Source organism: Nonomuraea mesophila, from assembly GCF_004352805.1.
GTDB classification, from domain to species: domain Bacteria; phylum Actinomycetota; class Actinomycetes; order Streptosporangiales; family Streptosporangiaceae; genus Nonomuraea; species Nonomuraea longispora.
Genome location: NZ_SMLD01000031.1, coordinates 13,957 through 33,339, shown reverse-complemented (window position 1 = coordinate 33,339; position 19,383 = coordinate 13,957). Strand labels below are relative to the sequence as shown.

Below are 19,383 nucleotides of genomic sequence, written 5' to 3'. Positions count from 1 at the left end.
GCGTGTTTGAGAAGATCGTTTGCAGCAGGATTTCAGTCGCAGATGTAGCGCGATTGGCGTTGGGCGGGGCTTCCTCGGGTGAGGCGGCGAGCCATGCCGGCGATAGCGGCCCAGCGGATAATCGCCTCGGAGACAGCCGGGTCCCGCTCGTAGTCACGAGCCAATCGGCGGCAGGCGGTCAGCCAGGCCAGCGTCCGCTCCACCACCAAACGGCGGGAGATGACGCTGAAGCCGCGCTGGTCAGCGGGCTTGCGTACGATTTCCAGGGTGGTGCGCAGGGTGTCGCGGGCCCAGTCCACCAGGCGTCCGGCGAAGCCCTGGTCGGCGAAGAAGTACCGGATCGCGGTGGTCAGGTAGGCCGACAGCAGGGCGGTCTTGGCGCCGTCGCGGTCCTGCCAGCTGGCCGCCAGCGCTGTGACGGTGATGAGGTCTGCCGATCCATCCGCGCAAGTTCACCCCACCTGATCCCACGGGATGGCCTCGATGCGCTCGACGTGCTCTTCGCCCCACTCTCCGAGCGGCGCCATCGCGGTGTTCAGCGAATGACCGAACTCGGTGAGTGAGTACTCCACCTTCGGCGGGACCTGGTGATAGGCCTCGCGATGCAGCAGCCCGGTGGTCTCCATCTCCCGCAACTGCAGGATCAGCACCCGCTCGCTGATGCCGGGCACCGCGCGCCGTAGCTCCCCGAAGCGCAGGGGACCCTCCTGGAGGGCGAACAGAATCAGTCCCTTCCACTTGCCTCCCATGACGGCGATGGCAGCGTCGAGACCGCAGGTGAACGTCCGCTTCTTCGTCGTTTTCACCATTCCATACTTACATCTATGTCAGTACCAGGCAATAATGTGAGTACTTGATAAAATGTGAGCGCTGCAGCCAGCATTAACCAGGCCGCTTCAAGACCACAACGGTCTCCAAGACGGCGTGCCCGTTTCCTTATCTCTGTGGCTGGAGTATGCATATGACTGCGAAGAACATGACACCGGTAACCGTCATCGGACTGGGCTCGATGGGCACAGCACTGGCCGAGGCCTTCGTCAAGGCCGGACACCCGACCACGGTCTGGAACAGAACCGCCGCCAAGGCCGGGCCTCTCATCGACATGGGAGCCAGGCATGCGGAGGCCGTCGAAGACGCGGTGGCGGCAAGTCCTCTGGTCATCACCTGCCTGACCACCTTCGAAGACACCCGGCTGGCACTGCGGCCCGCCGTCGCGTCGCTGCATGGGCGGGCCCTGGTCACCCTCAGCAGCGGATCCCCTGCCGGCGCTCGCGAGACGGCCGCCTGGGCCATCGACCATGGCGCCCGGTTCCTGGCCGGCGCGGTCAAGAACGTGCCCGCGGCGGTGGGTGCACCAGACACCCTGCTGTACTACAGCGGCGACAAGGAGGTCTTCGAGGAGTTCGAGGCGACCCTGAAGGTGCTGGGCGGCGACACCGTCCACCTCGGCGAGGAAGGCGATCTCGCCGCCCTGTATGAGATGGCGGTGGGCGCAACCCTGCTACCTGCCCTCGTCGGCTTCTTCCAGGGTGCTGCCGCGCTCCAGGCGCGTGGACTGGAGGTGCATACGATGGTGCGCTTCGCGGGCAAGTGGCTTGACATGATCAAGTCACTGCTGCCGATCTACGCCAAGGAGATCGACAGCGGTGACTACACCGACGGCGCCTCCTCTGTGAACCTCTTCCTGTCCGGGGCGGCCCACGACGAGGACCTGACCAGGGAGACGAACGTCGACACCGACTGGCTCGCTCCGCTCCATGATCTGGTGAGGCGAGCGGCTGAGGCAGGCCATGGCGAGCACAGCATCTCGGCCCTCACTGAGGTGCTCAGAAAGCCGGCGCGACAGCAGTAAGCGGGCTGCGCTCATCGATAGGAGTCGACAAGCCGTGCGAGATGCCTGCCGGCGATCTTCAGCGGCGCCTCGCTCTGGGACATTTGCGCCGACAGTTCCGCGCCTTCCAGCATGTTGATCACGCTGTAGGCGAGGTCATGCGCCACGTCGTCGGCGAAGCCGGAGCGGCTGAGCTTGTCGCGGACCAGCGTGCGCCAGTTCTCGTAGGCGTTCTCTGCGGCCTGCTGGATCTCGGGCACTCGGCCCGCGCTCTCCAAGGCCGCGGTGGTGACAGGACAACCGTCCAGCCAGCCGGACGCCCTCAGCCCCTTGGCGAGGTCGCGGCTGCAGGCGACGATTGCCGCGGCCGGATCGTCTTCCGAGTCGAACGACGCGCGTATGAACTGCGCGAACTCTCTGTCCCCGTGGCGGACCGCCTCGACCGCCAGTTCCCGCTTGCCGCCCGGGAAGAAGTGGTAGATCGAGCCCAGCGTGGCTTGGGCCTCCTGGGAAATCTGTTTAAGCCCTGTCGCCTCGTACCCCTGCCGCTGCATCAGTCGAGAGGTGGTGCGGACGATCCGCTCTCGGGTGCCGATCTCGTGCTGGGGCCGCATGGCTCCATCGTACTTGGTAGAGCGTTCGTTCTAGCTACGTGCTAGCCTCGCTCTAAATAAAGCGTTCGTTCTAGTCGTAAGGAATGTACGGATGAAGTCTGTGACGATGATCGGGCTGGGCCCTATGGGGCAGGCCATGGCGGGTGCCTATCTCGACAGCGGCTACGAGGTGACCGTCTGGAACCGAACGCCCGCCAGGGCGGGTCACCTGGTGGCGCGGGGCGCGAGGAGAGCTGAGTCCGTCGAGGCGGCGCTCGCCGCCAACGAGTTGGTGGTGGTGAGCCTGATCGACTACGACGCGATGGACGCCGTCTTGGCGCAGGCCTCGAGGGCCGTCCTGGGCGGACATACCCTCGTCAACCTTACCTCCGACACCCCGGACAGGGCACGTCAGGCGGCCGCGTGGCTGGCCGAGCGCGGGGCCGTGCAGATCAGCGGTGGTGTGCAGGTGCCGCCTCCGGGCATCGGCACGCCTGACGCCATGACCTACTACAGCGGTCCGCAGGACACGATCGAGCGGCACAGGTCCGCCCTGGAAGTGCTGACCGGGATCGAGTACCTCGGTGAGGACCCCGGACTGGCGGCGCTGTACTACCAGATCGGGATCGACATGTTCTGGACGGCGCTGGCAGGCTACCTGCACGGTCAGGCCGTGGCGGAGGCCAACGGGATCTCGGCACAGGACTTCCTGCCGCACGCGGTGAAGTCCATGGACCTCCGCTATTTCGTACAGTTCTACGCGCCGCGCATCACAGCGGGCAACCACGCGGGGGAAGTCGACCGGATCTCCATGGGCGTGGCGAGCCTGGAACACGTGCTGCACACCACCCAGGCATCCGGCGTGGACGGCTCACTTCCGGCCGCCGTTTTGAAGATCTTCCGCGCAGGCGTAACCGCCGGTCACGGCCAGGACAGCCTCACGAGCTTGGTCGACGTGCTGAAGCGGCGTTGACCTATCTCTGATCCGCGCCAGGAGAGGGCCTCGACGTTTCCATGCGCGCGCTTGCCTGCTCGCCGGACGGGGGCGTCAGCTTGCCCCCGGCCGCGCAGGCTCGTGGGCCTGCTGGGCCGCATCGCCCAAGATCTCCTCTACGGTCTCCCGCGTGATCACCAGCCGGGACAACCGGCCCTGCTCATCCTCCAGCTGTGACCCCAGTGCGGCGATCTGCTCCCGGATCTCCTCGACCCGCTGCCGGGCCACGGACTCCCGCCGCGCCAGTCCTCTAGCAACGAATCCACGACCGGGGTGATCCAGCGGGGGGCGAGGCCGCGCTGATCGAGGGCGTAGGCCACCCACCGGCGTAGGACGTCGGGAAGGGCCGCACGCTGGGCGGCATCGAGAACGGCCTTGCGGGGCAGCCAGTCGGTGAGCAGCAGCATGACCTCGTCCGGGCTTCAGGCCAGCGGGCCGGAGATCACGTAGCCCTCACCGTAGTCCAGGAACAGCTCGGCCAGTGACCTGCTCACGTCGTCGTCCAGATGGTTGGCGGTGGTGAACTCCTGGATCAGGCGGTGGCGTTCGGCTTCGGGCAGGCTGTCTTGTTCGGGCCAGGCGGGCAGGTGGTCGCGGCAGCGGGACCAGGCCAGTGCCCGACTGTCGACAAAGTCCTCGTCGTCGTTGCGCGGCCAGGTGATATCGGTGGTGCGCAACGCATCGGCCAGGTCAGCGAGCACCTCGGGCACCGGAGCCTGGCTGATCGGCATGGGAACCTCGTCGGATTCGTGTCGTTGGTCCCACTGTGCGGCGGCGCCGGGTTCCAGGACCGCGATCTTGCCGATCATCAGCCCACCGGGCTTGCCACCCTGGGCCATCAACGTGTGGGGATGCGGGCCGTCGTAATCGACGAGCAGCACCTGTTCGCTGTCCCACACGTCCACCGCTCGCCACGCCGACGCCGCGCCCCATGCCGCCGTCCGCGGACATGGCGGTGGACCAGGGGGCAGCGGCTGGGTCTCGGCCAGGATGTCGATCGTCTCGGCCAGCATGGTGATGTCGGTGGCGAGTGCGACCCGCGCCGGCGCGGCGATCGCGGCCAAGCCGTGCGGTGAGGGCGTGGTGCATGCCCGGCCGGTCACCTCCATGCACAACCGATGCTCGGCCTCGCGTTCGCTCAGCTCCGCGGTCACCCACGCTTGACCGAGCCAACTGGTGGCCCAGATCTCGGCCACCAGTGGATCGGCCAGGCCGGTGAGCTGCCGTGCGTCACGCAGCAGCAGGTCAGATCGGCGCGGTGGCAGGGGCGAACGACGGCTTGCTGCTGGTGGCCTTGCGGCGGCCGCGGCTCTTGGGCATGCTCCAGTCCACCACAGCCGGTGACCGAGCCGCATCCTGACCAAGGCGGCCGGCTGGGTCGCACGATCGAGGTTCGCCGCCATGGTCGGATTCAATGAACTTATGTACGCCCTGTCATCCTGGTGGCGATGAACAGCAGGATCCGGAAGCAAGTGCGGGAATCAGTGATGCGGGGGATACAGACGCTCCAGCCGGTCGGCGTGGGCGGCGAATATGAAGGGCCCAGGAGTGGCGGAGGCGAGAAAGATGGCTTGTTGGTTGGTGATGAAGCGTTCGGCGTAGGCGGCGGATGTGAGATCGCCGCGGGTGATGACGAAGCAGCGGGCCTGGTGTCCGATGACGGCGTCGATCTCTGCTTGCCGGTAGCGGATGCGTTTGTCCTTCATGAGGACGGCCCACCCGAGCTTGGCGCTGTCTTCGATCCAGCGGGTGTCTTCGATGGTCTCGTCTTGGGGGACGCCGTAGTGTTCGGCCAGGGTGATGAGGTCCTATCCGGCTTCGCGCAGTAGTTTGGGGACGGCGACCCGGCCGAGACTGCGGTCGATGAAGAACCTACGCGGCTGTTCGGGTGGCGACACGCAGGACATCCTCGATCTCGTCGCGGGTGAGTCCGTACTCCTCGGCTACGACATCGACGGGCTCTCCGGCCTGGAACAGGTCGATCGCGTCCTCGATCTTGGCGCCTCCGCGGGCGAATCGGGGCCGGCCGAAGGCGTGGCGGGCATCTATCGTGACCTCGGCGACGCGGTATTGCGGAAGGGTGATCACTTCGGCGTATCCGTCGTGTGCGAAGTGCACGCGGCGCAGGTAGTTCTGCACGATCTCGGTGAAGACTCGTTGGTTGTTGCGGACGACGACCAGCTCGCGGGCCGAGTCGTCGCCGACGTGCTCGGCGTAGTCGTAGAGGACTTCGGCGCCGTCGGTGAAGAGCCGGCGGCTGGCCAGGGCGTGTTCCAGGCCGAGTTCCCGCTGCAATGCGTCGATTGCCGGCCGGATGCGCTGCAGTGGTACGCCGGCCTGCCGGAACGCGGCCATGGCATAGCCCTCGGCCAAGCCGATGAACGGCACGGATGCTTCGTTCGGCCGCTCTGCCCGGGTGGCGGTGATGACCGGCTCAGCGCGGATCGCGCGGCCGTCGTGCTGACGGCGTTGGTAGCCGAAGGCCCAGTTGGTGAAGGTGGAGGCGGGGATCGCGAGGTAGCCGGCAGCTTCGGCGATGCCGTACAGCGGCGTGGTGAACCGATCGATGGCCATGCTCACCTCCCGGGATCACGTCGTTGAGCCTCTCCATGATGCCTCATGACGTGGCGTCACAGGCGGCGCATTCCTGCGTCAACTAGGTATGTCCTCTTTGTTCGACAGCTGGGTCCAGCACAAGGTCATCAGTCCGCGATCTTCTCGTCGTCATTCGAAGGACGGGCCGTTGCGGTTCGCCCTCTACGCGCGGACCTCCACCGAGGATTTCCAGGACCCGGTCTCCTCGTGTGGGTGGCAGCGTGAGGCGGCGCAGATCCTGGTCACGGGCCTGGGCGTGATCGTGGCCGAGTTCGTGGATGTCGGATATTCGCGGCGGTTACCATGGAAAGAGCGGCCGCAGTCCGCCGAACTGCTGATGGCTCTGACCGATCCGGACCGTGGCTGGGACGCGATCGTGGTTGGCGAGTACGAAAGAGCGTTCTGCGGGGATCAGCTCGCGCAGCTTCTGCCGCTCCTTCAGTCCTATGGCGTCCAGCTGTGGCTGCCGGAGGCAGGTGGGCCGGTAGATCCAGCAAGCCCGATGCATCAGGCGTTGATGCTGTTGCTGGGCGGGCAATCACAGCGGGAGGTGCTGCGTGCCCGCTACCGCGTGCTGGCCGCGATGCGCAATCAGGCTACCGACCAGGGACGGTTTCTCGGTGGGCGGCCGCCGTACGGCTACCGCTTGGTCGACGCGGGTCCGCATCCGAACCGGACGCACGCCCGTTGGGGGCGCCGTCTGCACCAGCTTGACGCCGACCCGGCCACGGCACCGCACGTACGGTGGATGTTCGCGCAGCGGCTGTCGGGCGTCAGCGTGGCGGGGATCGCCCGGATGCTGAACGAACGCGGCGTACCGTGCCCCTCGGACGCGGATCGCGAGCGCAACCCGCACCGGTCTGGACATGCTTGGACGCTACGGACCGTTGCCGCTATCCTCGGCAATCCGCGTTATACCGGTCGCCAGGTCTGGAACCGCCAGAACAGCGGCGTCACCGACGCAATGGCGCGCGGCTGGAACGCTCCTCAGGAGTGGGCGATCTCGACGAAGCGGAGCCATCCAGCACTGGTCAGCGACGACGACTTCGTCGCAGCGCAGGCCATCCGAGCCGCTCGACCCGCCCAGGACGGCAGTCCGCGCGTCTATCTGCTCGCGGGCCTGCTGAAGTGCGGCTTCTGCGGGCGCCGTCTGGATTCGCATTGGGCGAACGGACGTCCCGGCTATCGATGCCGCCACGGCTACACCAGCGCCAGACCTCGCGAGGCGTCCAGCCCGAAGTATCTGTATATACGTGAGGACCGACTGCTGGCAGAGTTATCAGCGCACGTCGGTGGCAGAGGACGGAAGGAGCCGGCAGAGATCGTTTCTGCGTTACGAGCCAATGGCCTGGTCATCATCTGCCACGCGGCGACCCGTGTGGTGACTGAGCTCAACACAGAAGAGCCCATCCCTTAGGGCAGGCTCTTCATGGGGTAATCCTGTGTCCGAGGGGGGACTTGAACCCCCATGCCCATCACTGGGCACTAGCACCTCAAGCTAGCGCGTCTGCCTATTCCGCCACCCGGACTTGGTGCCTGCACGCTGGACCGTCATCCCGCGTCGGCTCCGTAAGGCTAGCAAACTCTGAGGGGTGAGTCATACCGAGAATCCAGCCTCTCTCCGAAAGGTGGCTTCGGGAGTGCGGGTATGCCGGGTGATGGCGCGTGGCGGGGGGCCTGATGGGGTGCTCATGACGTACGGCAGAGGGCATTGGGGCAGTTGGGGGTGGTTTGGGCTGTGTGGTGTTGGTGAATTTCTGGGGCTGCGGTGAAAAGGCCTTGCGACAACCTTGAGTGCTGCTACGGTTACGGAACGTTGAGGGGTGAGTCCACGGACCAGCCTCGCAACGTTGGGCAGGGTTCTGGGAATACGGGAGGTCACGTGGCGCGCGCGGCGATGCATCAGCCGGGGGAGAGGTCCCTCGCTGTGTGTCGCCTGTCCGTGGCCTCCCCAGAACAGGACACGGCCACCGATCGGGTCGACCGGATGGCGCGGTTCGCGGCCGGTGCCCGTCGGCTCGTCATGCGGGCAACCGCTGTCGGTTCCCTCGTGGCCGCTGGATGGTTGCTCGCTGTTCTGTTCGGCATGCTCACCGCTGCTCCGGCGGCTGCGGACTCCACCGCGGCGACTGGAGCGTTCCACCCAACGCCGGTCGCGGGGCTTCCCGCGTCCGGAACACCGGCTGCGGAGCTTGCCGCGTCCGGAACGCCGGTCGCGGGGGTTCCCGCGTCCGGAACGTCGGACGCGGACCAGTCCGTGTCCGCAACGGCCGCGGACTTGTACGAGTCTGCAACGGCCATGGGCACGCCAGTGTCCGAGACGGCCGCGGTCCCCTCCGCGGTCTCAGAAGTCGGCGCGTCGGCCGCCTCCCTCGGCCCCGGTCACGTCTCGGCGTCGGACAACGCCGAAGCCATGGCGGGGCGCACGGTCGACGGCCTCAACAGCCAGCAGGATCCTGGCCTGCCGACACCGTCCACCGCCGGCAAGATCCTGGACACCAACGGCTTGGTGCCCAACGGCGGTGGCAGCGGACCGTTCGGGTCCGCCACCGGGGACGTCGCGAGGTCAGTGTTCGACCCGCGGCTCGAGGCACGGCGCTCACCTCCGGCGTACGTGCTGCCCCCCGTCGTCCGCACAGCGGCGGACGACCCTTCTTTCTCGCCTGACTGATCCCCGCCCGGGCGCCGGCCGGTCGTGCGCGACGGAGTACGTCGCAGGCATCTCGACCCCCGCCGGGCCTTTCTGTGCACAAATGCGGCGGAGCGCGGCATTGATCCCCTCCGCCGGCGGGTGAACACGTCAGCAGTTCAGCTGGTTCGCGAATCCGAGGTCTCCGCTGTGCGCGAAACCTCGCACGGCCTCGGGCTGTCCGCGAACCGTTCAGGTAATCCCCCCAAGAACCACAAGGAGCATCGATATGCGTACGTGGGCGAAGGCATCGACCCCCGCGGCCCTTCTCGCGGTGGCCGTCATGTCGTTCGGCGGCAGCGGCACCGCGCTGGCCGACACCTCGGGCGACGCGTCCATCGGCGGCGGCAACCAGGTCGACCTGCCGATCTCGCTGCCCATCGACATCAGCGGCAACTCCGTCGCCGCGATCGGCTCGTCGGAGGCCTCCTCGCAGGGCGGCGCCGAGGTCGTCAACAACCGCGGCGGCGGGGGCAACTCCAACCGCACGTCGGGCAACGCCAGCATCCTCGGCGGCAACCAGGTCGAGGCGCCGATCAGCGCGCCGGTCAACGCCTGCGGCAACGCGGTCTCGCTGATCGGCAGGTCCGACGCGGGCTGCAAGGGCGGGGCCGAGGTACGCAACCAGGGCAGGCGCGGTACGGGCGGCAACCGTACGTCGGGTGATGCGAGCATCCTCGGCGGCAACCAGGTCGAGGCGCCGATCAGCGCCCCGATCAACGCCTGCGGCAACGCGGTGGCGATCTTCGGCGGCGCGACGGCGGGCTGCAAGGGCGGCGCCACGGTGAAGAACTCCGGCAAGGGCGGCCCCGGCGGCAACCGTACGTCGGGCCGGGCGAGCGTTCTCGGTGGCAACCAGGTCGTCGCCCCGATCAGCGCGCCGATCAACATCTGCGGCAACTCGGTCGCGGTCGTGGGGCGGGCGTTCTCCGGCTGCAAGGGCGGTTCGTCGGTCACCAACGGCGGCCCCAAGAAGGGCTACCACCACGGTGGGCGCGTGGGCTCGCGCGGCAACGACACCGACGGCCGGTTCGGGGTCGGCAGCGGCAACCAGGTCGTGGCCCCGATCAGCCTGCCGATCAATGTCTGCGGCAACGCCGTGGGCAACGCCACGGCCGGGTGCGCGGGTGGCGCGACGGTGCACAACTCGGGCAAGGGCGCGGGCGGCAACCGTACGTCGGGCCGGGCGAGCGTTCTCGGTGGCAACCAGGTCGTCGCGCCGATCACCGCGCCCATCAACGTCTGCGGCAACGCGGTGGCGCTGGTCGGGCGGGCGTTCGCCGGCTGCAAGGGCGGCGCGCACGTGAAGGACCCGGGCAGGGGCGCGGGGGGCAACCGTACGTCGGGCCGGGCGAGCGTTCTCGGTGGCAACCAGGTCGTCGCGCCGATCACCGCGCCGGTCAACGTCTGCGGCAACGCCGTGGCCGTCCTGGGTGATGCCGCCGCCGGGTGCCTCGGCGGGGCGCGCGTCGGCAAGCCGGGCCACGGAGGCCACAGCGGCTACGAGCACTTCGGCCGCACCAGGACCGCGGCGGCCAAGAGCGGCGTGCTGCCCGCAGTCCCGGCCGTGCCGGCCCTGGGCGGTACGCCCGACTTCGGCGGGGTCGGCGACGTCGCCAAGCTGCAGGGCGCCGGCCTGACCCAGGTGCCCATCGTCGAGGACGCCTCCCGCACGCTGGGCCTGCCGAGCCTGCCCGGCCTGCCGGGGCTGCCCACTCAGGCGAAGACACCGGCCAAGCCCGGTCAGGCGAAGACCCCCGCCAAGCCCAGGCGGACCGCCGTGACCCCGGCCAAGCCCAAGCGCACCGTGGCGACCCCGAAGCGGACCGCCGCCTCCGCCGCGCCGGCCGACAGGGCGGGGCGCGCCCAGCACTCCGGCGCCGCTTCGCCGCTCGCTCCGGCGACGTCGCTGGTCGCCTCGACCCCGGTCGGCGGCGCGGTGACCTCCGCCACCCGCGGGCTGCCCGTCGGGAAGCTGGGCCTGATGAGCGCCGAGCAGCCGGCCGGCGTGACCGGGATGAACTCCAGCTCCCTGCTCGCCCTCATGCTGGGCGGCCTGTTCGCCGCCTCGGCGACCCTGTTCGCGACCGCCCGCCGGTTCCGTCCGAGCCGCAAGCACTGAGCAGGACGCCGTAAGCGGCATGAGCAGGACGCCGCAGGCAACTGAGCAGGACGCCGTAAACGGCATGAGCAGGACGCCGTAAACGGCTGAGCAGGACAGCGCAGGCGCCTGACCGCGCCTGACCAGATCGGCTGACGCTCGCGTCCGGCGAGCGGTCGGCGAGAGATGCTTTGCCCGTTCCGGGGGCGCGGCCCGGGGCGGGCAAAGCCATGTCCGCGGTCAGGTTCAGAAGGTGCGCCGGACCCGCATGATCTTCCGGCGCAGGCGTACGTGCCGGCTCCCGTCGGGGTGTACGCGCACGCGCGCGAGCTCCCACTGACCGTACTCTGCGTGTTCGGTCAGCAGTTGACGTGCTGCTTCGCGAGTGAGGTCGCGCGGAATGAAGATATCCATGTAGGAGTAGTCGAGCACAACGATTAGTCTCCAGAGTGGGTCAGGGCGCCATGCCGCTCGATGAGCCTTATTCTGCGTGCTTGTGGGTGGACCCGGAAGCCAGTGGGTAGCCCGGGGGGAAGGAAATTTCCGCGAGTCGGGTTACCTTTTCAGTCTGTGCCGACTCCCGGCAGGGGGATAGCTAGCGAACAGCGAGGTAGGAAGCAGCGTGCCAGCCAAGAACGGCAGCGACGGCGGAACACGCCTGGTGATAGTCGAGTCGCCCGCCAAGGCGAAGACCATCGCGGGCTACCTCGGGCGCGGCTACATCGTCGAATCGAGCATCGGCCACATCCGCGATCTGCCGGAGAAGGCCGACGACATCCCGGAGAAGTACAAGGGGGCGCCCTGGGCACGGCTCGGGGTGAACGTCGAGCACGAGTTCGAGCCGCTGTACGTCGTCAACCCCGACAAACGATCGCAGGTCAACAAGCTGCGGCAGCTGCTGAAGGACGCCGACGAGCTCTATCTCGCCACTGACGAGGACCGCGAGGGCGAGGCGATCGCCTGGCACCTGCGCGAGGTGCTCAAGCCCAAGGTCCCCGTGCACCGCATGGTCTTCCACGAGATCACCCAGCAGGCGATCCGGGACGCCGTGGCCAACCCTCGCGACCTCAACCTGCGCCTGGTGGACGCCCAGGAGACGCGCCGCATCCTCGACCGGCTCTACGGCTACGAGGTCAGTCCCGTCCTGTGGAAGAAGGTCAAGCCGCGTCTGTCGGCGGGCCGCGTGCAGTCGGTGGCGACGCGCCTGGTGGTGGAGCGCGAGCGCGACCGCATGGCGTTCACGCCTGCCCACTACTGGGATCTGCAGGCGTTGTTCGACACCGGCAAGGCGGAGGAGCGGCCGCGCGACTTCACCGCGACGCTGACCGTGGTCGACGGCAAGCGGGTGGCGCAGGGGCGTGACTTCGCCAGCACCGGCCGGCTGAAGAACGCCGACGTGCTGCACCTGTCGGAGGCGGCCGCGGGTGAGCTGGCGGGCCGGCTGCGGGATTCGTCGTTCGCGGTCAAGTCGGTCGAGCGCAAGCCGTACACCCGCAAGCCCTACGCCCCGTTCAGGACGACCACGCTGCAGCAGGAGGCCAGCAGGAAGCTGGGGTTCTCCGCGAAATACACGATGCAGGTGGCGCAGCGGCTCTACGAGAACGGCTTCATCACCTATATGCGTACCGACAGCATCACGCTGTCGGAGACGGCGGTGGCGGCCGCGCGGTCACAGGCGATCAAGCTGTACGGCGCCGCGTACGTCCCTGACAAGCCCCGCGTCTACGCCAGCAAGGTGAAGAGCGCGCAGGAGGCGCACGAGGCGATCAGGCCGTCGGGCGAGGAGTTCCGCACGCCGGGCGAGACCGGGCTGTCGGGCGACATGTTCCGGCTGTACGAACTGATCTGGCAGCGTACGGTGTCGTCGCAGATGAAGGACGCGGTCGGCGAGTCGATCACGGTCAAGGTGGCCGGCCGGTCGTCGGGGGGCGAGGACGTCGAGTTCAGCGCCTCGGGCCGGACGATCACGTTCTACGGGTTCCTCAAGGCGTACGTCGAGGGGGCGGACGACCCGTCGACCGACCGCGACGACTCGGAGAAGCGGCTGCCCAACCTGGCCGAGGGCGACGCGCTCACCGCGTCCCGGCTCGACGTGGCCGGCCACTCGACCAAGCCGCCCGCCCGCTACACCGAGGCGTCGCTGGTCAAAGAGCTGGAGGACCGCGAGATCGGGCGGCCGTCGACGTACGCCTCGATCATCGGCACGATCCTCGACCGCGGCTACGTGTTCAAGAAGGGCACGGCCCTGGTGCCGTCGTTCCTGGCGTTCGCGGTGGTCAACCTGCTGGAGCAGCATTTCGGCAACCTGGTCGACTACGACTTCACGGCCGAGATGGAGAAGGTGCTCGACGACATAGCGAACGACCGGGCGGAGCGGGTGCCCGAGCTGCAGCGCTTCTATTACGGCGTCGACGGTGACGAGGGCCTGAAGGAGATGGTCACCGACCTCGGCGACATCGACGCCAAGGAGATCAGCTCGTTCCCGGTGAAGGGCACCGACATCGTGCTGCGGGTCGGGCGCTACGGCCCCTATCTCGACCGCGACGGTCAGCGGGTCAACGTGCCCGAGGACATGACGCCCGACGAGCTGACGGCGGAGAAGGCGGAGGAGCTGTTCTCGCGGCCGACGGGCGACAGGGAACTGGGCAAGGACCCGGCGACCGGTCACACGATCGTGGCGAAGGACGGCCGTTACGGGCCGTACGTGACGGAGGTCCTGCCCGAGCCGGCGGAGGACGAGGCGCCGAAGAAGCGGAAGAAGGCCGACGCGCCGAAGCCGCGTACGAGTTCGTTGTTCAAGTCGATGTCGCTCGACACCATCACGCTGGAGGACGCTCTCAAGCTGCTGTCCATCCCGAGGTCGGTGGGCGAGCTCGACGGCGAGGAGGTCGTGGCCTACAACGGCAAGTTCGGCCCCTACCTGAAGAAGGGCACCGACTCCCGTTCGCTGGCCGGCGAGGAAGACCTGCTGACGGTCACCATCGAGCAGGCCAAGGAGCTGTTCGCGCAGCCGAAGCAGCGCGGCCGGCGGGCCGCTGCCGCGGCGCCGCTGCGTGAGCTGGGCGACGACCCCAACTCGAAGAAGCCTGTCGTGGTGAAGGAGGGCAGGTTCGGCCCGTACGTCACCGACGGCGAGACCAACGCCTCCCTGCGCAAGGGCGACACGGTCGAGGACATCACGATCGAGCGGGCGGCGGAGTTGCTGGCCGAGCGGCGTGAGCGGGCTCCGGCGCCGAAGAAGTCGTCGAGGAAGGCGCCCGCGAAGAAGGCCACCGCGAAGAAGCCGGCGACCAAATCGTAAGTAGCATCAGGATGTGTTCGTCCTGATGTTTCTGGGCGTCGTCGGGCTCGCGCATGTCTATCTGTGGCATCGGATGGTGCGTTCGACGACGGGCCCCGGGCGGTTGCGCAAGACGCTGACCTGGGGCCTGGTGGGTTTGGTGCTGCTCGTCGTGGCGGCGTTCGTCGGCTCGCGGGTGCAGTGGGGGCACTGGCTCGCCTGGCCGGGCTACCTCTGGGTGGCGGTGATGTTCTACCTGGTGGTCTTCCTGGTCGTGCTCGAGATCCCGCGGGCCGTGGCGGCGCGGTTGCTGCGCCGGGCCGCGCCGCGGGGCGCGACTCCCGAGCCTGAGCCGGTTCCGGTGCTCGCCGGGGCCGGCGGTCCCGCCGAGGACGAGCCGGTCACGCCGCCCGCGCCGCGGGTGACCCCGATGAGCAGGCGGCTGTTCCTGGGGCGGGCCACCGCCGCCGTGGCCGGCGTGGGTGCGCTGGGCACGGTCGCGTACGGCATGACGACCGCTCTGGGCGACCCCGTGACCGAGCGGGTCAGGGTCGCGCTGCCGAAGCTGGATCCCCGGCTCAGCGGCCTGCGGTTCGCCGTGGTGAGCGACGTGCACCTGGGGCCGCTGACGGGGCTGCGGCACACCGAGCGCATCGTCCGCATGATCAACGGCCTGGAGGCCGACGTGGTGGCGATCGTGGGTGACCTGGTGGACGGGCCGGTCGCCGAGCTGGGGCCGCTGGCCCGGCCGCTCAAGAACCTTGAGTCCCGCTACGGGGCCTATTTCGTGACCGGCAACCACGAGTACTACGTGTCCGGAGGCCCCGGCGAGTGGATCGAGGAGCTCGCGGAGCTCGGCGTACGCTCTCTGCGCAACGAACGGGTGGAGATCCGGCACCAGGGCGCCGTGCTCGACCTGGCCGGCGTCAACGACGTCGGCGGGGCGGACGCGGGCGACCCCCCGGACTTCGACAAGGCGCTCGGCGGGCGCGCGGCGGGCAGGAACACCGTGCTGCTCGCCCACCAGCCCATCCAGGTCGCCGAGGCCGCCCGTCACGGCGTCGACCTGCAGTTGTCAGGGCACACGCACGGCGGCCAGCTCGCACCGTTCAACCTGGTGGTGGGGCTGCAGCAGCCGGTGGTGTCGGGGCTGGCCACGGTCGGCGGCGTGCCCGTTTATGTGACCAGGGGCGCCGGGTTCTGGGGGCCGCCGGTGCGTGTGGGGGCTCCGCCCGAGATCACGATGCTGGAGTTGCGCACCTGACTTTGCGCAATCCACTGGTCACGTAGTGCCATGATGGCGTACAGTATCCGACCGGATACGAATCGGAGGTGCGCCATGGGCTCGTCGCCGGTGGAGCAGGCGCTGCGGCAGGAGGTGGCGCACTGGGCCGAGCGCGGCGGCCTGCTGTTCAGGCAGGCCAGGCAGGCCGCGAGCCTCAACCAGAAGGCCCTGGCAGGCGTGAGCGGCACGTCGCGCACGACGTTGTCGGCCTACGAGCACGGCAGGAAGTCGCCGACGCTCGAGACGGCCGGGCGCATTCTGGACGCCGCGGGGTTCCGGCTGACGCTGGAGGCGAAGGTCGAGTTCGCCGCCCGCGTGACCGGCGACGGGCGCACCTTCCACGTGCCGAGCCGGCTGTGGCGGCTGCCGGTCGCGGCGGCGCTCGGCGTCGTACGGGTGCGCGGGCGGGTGCACGACCTGGCCGACCGCGGCGAGCGGCGGGCCGCCTACACCGCGCTGTTGTGCGAGGGCGGTCCGCAGGAGCTGCTCGACCACGTCGACGGTGTGCTGCTCGTCGAACTGTTCGGCGAGCTGGACCTACCGCCCGACGTCCGCGCCGCATGGCGGCCACTGGTGGAGGCGTCGCGACAAGAGGCCGGAGTTGTCACGTGATGATGGATTTGGAGCCCCTTTCGACGCGCGAAACCTGCGCGCCGGCCCGCGGACGTAATACTCTCAGCCACGAGCAGCCGGGCATTTCCGGCTCCTCCCCTGACTGCCCCCTTCCGGTCAACACCTGGATACGCTGAAATCATGACTGCCCCTGGCCGACGCCGCCCGGCTCACGTGCTGGCCAACGCGCCTTTCCGGCGGCTGTGGACCGCCATGTCGGTGTGCAGTCTCGGCGACTGGCTCAACATCCTGGCGCTCACCGCGCTGGCCGGAAACCTGATGCGCGACGACTACCGCGTGCAGTCGCTGGCCATCGGCGGCGTGTTCGTGGCCAAGATGTTGCCCGCGATCCTGCTCGGGCCGCTCGCGGGCGTGTTCGCCGACAGGTTCGACCGGCGGCTGACGATGTTCGCGGCCGACCTCGCCCGGTTCGCGATCGTGTTGTCGATCCCGTTCGTGCACAGCTACCAGTGGGTGATCATCGCGACCGTCCTGGTCGAGTGCATCAACCTGTTCTGGGTCCCGGCCAAGGACGCCACCGTCCCCAACCTGGTGCCCAAGGAGCAGCTCGAGTCGGCCAACCAGCTCAACCTGCTGGTCACCTACGGCACGGCGCCGATCGCCGCCATGCTCTTCGCGGCGTTGTCCGTGGTGGGCGACCTGGCCACCAGCACGGTGCCGTTCCTGGCCGGCAGGGACGCCACGGGGCTGGCGCTCATCGTCAACGCCTGCGCCTACCTCGTGTCGGCGTTCCTGATCTTCACGCTGCGGGGCATCCCCAAGCGTGACGGCGCCATCTCCACGCCGTCTGTGCTCAAGCAGGTCATCGAGGGCTGGCGCTACGTCGGCGGCCACCGCATGGTGCGCGGCCTCATCATCGGGATGCTGGGGGCGTTCGCCGCGGGCGGGGCCGTGGTCGGCGTCGCCAAGATCTACGTCGGCGCGCTCGGCGGCGGCGACGCGGCCTACGGCGTCGTGTTCGGCGCGGTCTTCGTCGGCATGGCGCTGGGCATGTTCTTCGGGCCCCGGCTGCTGCGCCAGCTGTCACGCCGGCGGCTGTTCGGCCTGTCCATCACCGTGGCCGGGCTGGTGCTGGTCACGATCGCGCTGGTGCACAACCTGCCGATCGTGGTCATGCTGACCGTCGTGCTCGGCGCGTGCGCGGGCATCGCCTGGATCATCGGCTACACGCTGATCGGGCTCGAGGTCGAAGACGGTCTGCGCGGCCGTACGTTCTCGTTCCTGCAGTCGACCGCCCGCGTGACGCTGCTGCTCGTGGTCGCCGTGGCCAACCCGGTGGCCGCGATCTTCGGCGTGCACGTGCTGGAGCTGGGCGAGTTCGCCTACCAGTTCGACGGGTCCAATCTGGTGCTGGTGATCGGCGGCGTGCTCGCGACCGCCGTCGGCATCCTGGCCCTGCGCCACATGGACGACAGGAAGGGTGTGCCGTTCACCGCCGACCTGCTCGCCGCGGTGCGCGGCGAGCGGCTGGGCACCGAGCGGGCCGAGCACGTGCCGGGCCTGTTCGTGGCGTTCGAGGGCGGCGAGGGGTCGGGCAAGACCACCCAGGCGCGGCTGACCGCCATCTGGCTGCGTGACCAGGGCTACGACGTCGTGCAGACGCGCGAGCCCGGGTCCACCAAGGTCGGCATGCGGCTGCGCGCGATCCTGCTCGACGCGGCCGAGCGCGGTTTGTCGGCCCGCGCCGAGGCCCTGCTCTACGCCGCCGACCGGGCCGAGCACGTGGAGAAGGTGATCAGGCCCGCTCTCTACCGGGGCGCGCTCGTGGTCACCGACCGCTACGTCGACTCGTCGCTGGCCTACCAGGGCGCCGGGCGGGCGCTCGACCCGGCCGACGTGTCCAAGATCAACGCCTGGGCGACGGGCGGGCTGGTGCCGCACCTGACCGTGCTCATCGACACGCCGCCCCAGGTGGGGCTCACGAGGCTGGGCGGCGCGGCCGACCGCATCGAGGCCGAGCCGCTGGAGTTCCACGAGCGGGTGCGCAAGGAGTTCCGCGCGCTGGCCGCCGCGGCGCCCGAGCGCTACCTCGTGGTCGACGGCACCCAGCCGCCCGAGGTGCTCACCCGCCAGATCCAGGACCGCATCCACGAGATCCTTCCCGACCCGGTGCCGAGGGAGTCAGAAGACGCCACGGGCACGATGCCCGCCATCCGCGACTAGCCTTGCCTCGTGACGGTTTTCGATGACCTGGTCGGGCAGGACCAAGCCACTGCCGTGCTGACGCGGGCCGCTGCGGCGGCCGGCGAGGTCATCGGGGGCGGGCGCGGCGCGGGCATGACGCACGCCTGGCTGTTCACCGGCCCGCCGGGCTCGGGCCGGGAAGAGGCCGCCCGCGCCTTCACCGCGGCCCTGCTGTGCCCCGACGCCGGCTGCGGCCACTGCGACCAGTGCCACCAGGTGCTGATCGGCTCGCACCCCGACCTGGAGTCCGTACGCCCCGAAGGGCTGTCCTACAGCGTCAAGCAGACCCGCGAGCTCATCCTGCGCGCGGCCGGCGCGCCCACGCAGGGCCGGTGGCGGGTCATCCTGTTCGAAGACGCCGACCGGGCCACGGAGTCGGCGGCCAACGCCCTGCTCAAGGCCATCGAGGAGCCGCCGCCCCGCACGGTGTGGCTGCTGTGCGCCCCCGCCCCCGACGACCTCATGGTCACCATCAGGTCCCGCTGCCGGCAGGTCACCCTCACCACCCCCGCCACCGAGGCCGTCGCCCACGTGCTGGCCACCAGCGACAGCGTGCCACCCGACCTCGCCAGGTTCGCCGCCAGAGCCGCCCAGGGGCACATCAGCAGGGCGCGGGCGCTCGCACTCGACGAGGGGGCCAGGACGCGCCGCGAGGCCGTGCTGGGCATCCCACGCACGCTGACGGGGGTCGGCGAGTGCGTCGCCGCGGCCGAACGGCTGGTGAAGACGGCCGAGGAAGAGGCCGCCGCCGCCACCGCCGCGCTCAACGACAACGAGACCTCCGAGCTGCGCAGGATCTACGGCGAGGGCTCCACGGGCAAGGGGCTCAACCGAGGGCTCGTACGCGGCGGAGCGGGCGCGCTGAAGGAACTGGAGGACCGGCAGAAGTCCCGGGCCACCCGCATCAAACGCGATTCGCTCGACTCGGCGCTGCTGGAGCTGGTGTCCTACTACCGCGACGTGCTGGCCATGCAGTTCGGCGCCGCCGTCGAACTGGCCAACGACGACCTCCGCTTCGACCTCGACCAGCTGGCCAAGGCGTCCACGCCCGAGGAGACGCTGCGGCGGATCGACGCGATCATGCAGTGCAGGGAACGCCTGGCGGCCAACGTCAACCCGCAGATCGCGGTCGAGGCGATGATGCTGGCGCTGCGCCCATGAGATGACCGGGTGACAGAAGCAGCAGACGGGGCCGACA

17 protein-coding genes and 1 tRNA gene are annotated in these 19,383 nt (G+C 69.1%); 10 read left to right on the top strand and 8 right to left on the bottom strand.

The genetic code is table 11. The features are described 5' to 3' along the window. Positions 1 to 32: 32 nt before the first annotated feature. Both E1295_RS14650 and E1295_RS14645 read right to left on the bottom strand, forming a co-directional pair. Positions 33 to 410: a transposase gene (locus E1295_RS14650; protein ID WP_342775870.1), complete on the bottom strand. Its 378-nt coding sequence runs from the start codon at positions 408 to 410 to the stop codon at positions 33 to 35. 42 nt (positions 411 to 452) lie between these two features. Beyond that, on the bottom strand, positions 453 to 809 hold the full coding sequence (locus E1295_RS14645; RefSeq protein ID WP_132630814.1) for a winged helix-turn-helix transcriptional regulator: 357 nt from the start codon (positions 807 to 809) through the stop codon (positions 453 to 455). 152 nt (positions 810 to 961) lie between these two features. Here E1295_RS14645 and E1295_RS14640 point away from each other — a divergent pair, with 152 nt between their 5' ends. Beyond that, positions 962 to 1,852: an NAD(P)-dependent oxidoreductase gene (locus E1295_RS14640; RefSeq protein ID WP_132630813.1), complete on the top strand. Its 891-nt coding sequence runs from the start codon at positions 962 to 964 to the stop codon at positions 1,850 to 1,852. A gap of 11 nt (positions 1,853 to 1,863) precedes the next feature. On the opposite strand, the gene E1295_RS14635 is transcribed toward E1295_RS14640, so the two are convergent. Continuing rightward, positions 1,864 to 2,445, bottom strand: coding sequence for a TetR/AcrR family transcriptional regulator (locus E1295_RS14635; protein WP_132630812.1), 582 nt, complete (start codon positions 2,443 to 2,445; stop codon positions 1,864 to 1,866). 91 nt (positions 2,446 to 2,536) lie between these two features. On the opposite strand from E1295_RS14635, the gene E1295_RS14630 reads away from it, so the two are divergent. Then, positions 2,537 to 3,397: an NAD(P)-dependent oxidoreductase gene (locus tag E1295_RS14630; protein ID WP_132630811.1), complete on the top strand. Its 861-nt coding sequence runs from the start codon at positions 2,537 to 2,539 to the stop codon at positions 3,395 to 3,397. A gap of 443 nt (positions 3,398 to 3,840) precedes the next feature. On the opposite strand, the gene E1295_RS14625 is transcribed toward E1295_RS14630, so the two are convergent. From E1295_RS14625 to E1295_RS14615, 3 genes are all read right to left on the bottom strand, one after another. Further along, positions 3,841 to 4,614, bottom strand: a complete 774-nt coding sequence (locus E1295_RS14625; protein ID WP_132630810.1) for a hypothetical protein — start codon at positions 4,612 to 4,614, stop codon at positions 3,841 to 3,843. A gap of 285 nt (positions 4,615 to 4,899) precedes the next feature. Beyond that, on the bottom strand, positions 4,900 to 5,214 hold the full coding sequence (locus E1295_RS14620; protein ID WP_281284742.1) for a PIN-like domain-containing protein: 315 nt from the start codon (positions 5,212 to 5,214) through the stop codon (positions 4,900 to 4,902). 76 nt (positions 5,215 to 5,290) lie between these two features. Further along, positions 5,291 to 5,992, bottom strand: a complete 702-nt coding sequence (locus E1295_RS14615; protein ID WP_132630809.1) for a DUF433 domain-containing protein — start codon at positions 5,990 to 5,992, stop codon at positions 5,291 to 5,293. Positions 5,993 to 6,161: 169 nt separating this feature from the next. Between E1295_RS14615 and E1295_RS14610 the strand changes: the two genes are divergently transcribed. Continuing rightward, entirely contained in the window at positions 6,162 to 7,430 is a 1,269-nt protein-coding gene (locus E1295_RS14610) for a recombinase family protein (RefSeq protein ID WP_220448715.1), read from the top strand. A gap of 26 nt (positions 7,431 to 7,456) precedes the next feature. On the opposite strand, the gene E1295_RS14605 is transcribed toward E1295_RS14610, so the two are convergent. Further along, a tRNA-Leu gene (locus E1295_RS14605) sits at positions 7,457 to 7,542 on the bottom strand. Between the two features lie 770 nt (positions 7,543 to 8,312). Here E1295_RS14605 and E1295_RS49655 point away from each other — a divergent pair. Beyond that, positions 8,313 to 8,684 (top strand): hypothetical protein, encoded by a 372-nt coding sequence (locus tag E1295_RS49655; RefSeq protein ID WP_181957993.1) that lies wholly within the window; start codon positions 8,313 to 8,315, stop codon positions 8,682 to 8,684. A 247-nt stretch (positions 8,685 to 8,931) separates the two neighbouring features. Next, positions 8,932 to 10,824, top strand: coding sequence for a chaplin family protein (locus E1295_RS50885; RefSeq protein ID WP_181957992.1), 1,893 nt, complete (start codon positions 8,932 to 8,934; stop codon positions 10,822 to 10,824). 225 nt (positions 10,825 to 11,049) lie between these two features. Here the strand turns inward: E1295_RS50885 and E1295_RS14575 are convergent, their stop codons facing one another. Further along, positions 11,050 to 11,235: a DUF5703 family protein gene (locus tag E1295_RS14575; RefSeq protein WP_132630807.1), complete on the bottom strand. Its 186-nt coding sequence runs from the start codon at positions 11,233 to 11,235 to the stop codon at positions 11,050 to 11,052. A gap of 190 nt (positions 11,236 to 11,425) precedes the next feature. On the opposite strand from E1295_RS14575, the gene topA reads away from it, so the two are divergent. The 5 genes from topA to E1295_RS14550 all read left to right on the top strand — a co-directional run bounded on the left by topA (position 11,426) and on the right by E1295_RS14550 (position 19,346). Next, positions 11,426 to 14,104: a type I DNA topoisomerase gene (gene topA / locus E1295_RS14570; protein WP_132630806.1), complete on the top strand. Its 2,679-nt coding sequence runs from the start codon at positions 11,426 to 11,428 to the stop codon at positions 14,102 to 14,104. A 13-nt stretch (positions 14,105 to 14,117) separates the two neighbouring features. Continuing rightward, entirely contained in the window at positions 14,118 to 15,347 is a 1,230-nt protein-coding gene (locus E1295_RS14565) for a metallophosphoesterase (protein WP_220448714.1), read from the top strand. A 75-nt stretch (positions 15,348 to 15,422) separates the two neighbouring features. Then, positions 15,423 to 15,980 carry a helix-turn-helix transcriptional regulator gene (locus tag E1295_RS14560; RefSeq protein ID WP_132630805.1) on the top strand — a complete coding sequence of 186 codons (558 nt, stop codon included), beginning with the start codon at positions 15,423 to 15,425 and terminating at the stop codon, positions 15,978 to 15,980. A gap of 141 nt (positions 15,981 to 16,121) precedes the next feature. Further along, positions 16,122 to 18,164, top strand: a complete 2,043-nt coding sequence (gene tmk, locus E1295_RS14555; protein WP_132630804.1) for a dTMP kinase — start codon at positions 16,122 to 16,124, stop codon at positions 18,162 to 18,164. Between the two features lie 9 nt (positions 18,165 to 18,173). Continuing rightward, entirely contained in the window at positions 18,174 to 19,346 is a 1,173-nt protein-coding gene (locus E1295_RS14550) for a DNA polymerase III subunit delta' (protein WP_132630803.1), read from the top strand. Positions 19,347 to 19,383: the final 37 nt, after the last annotated feature.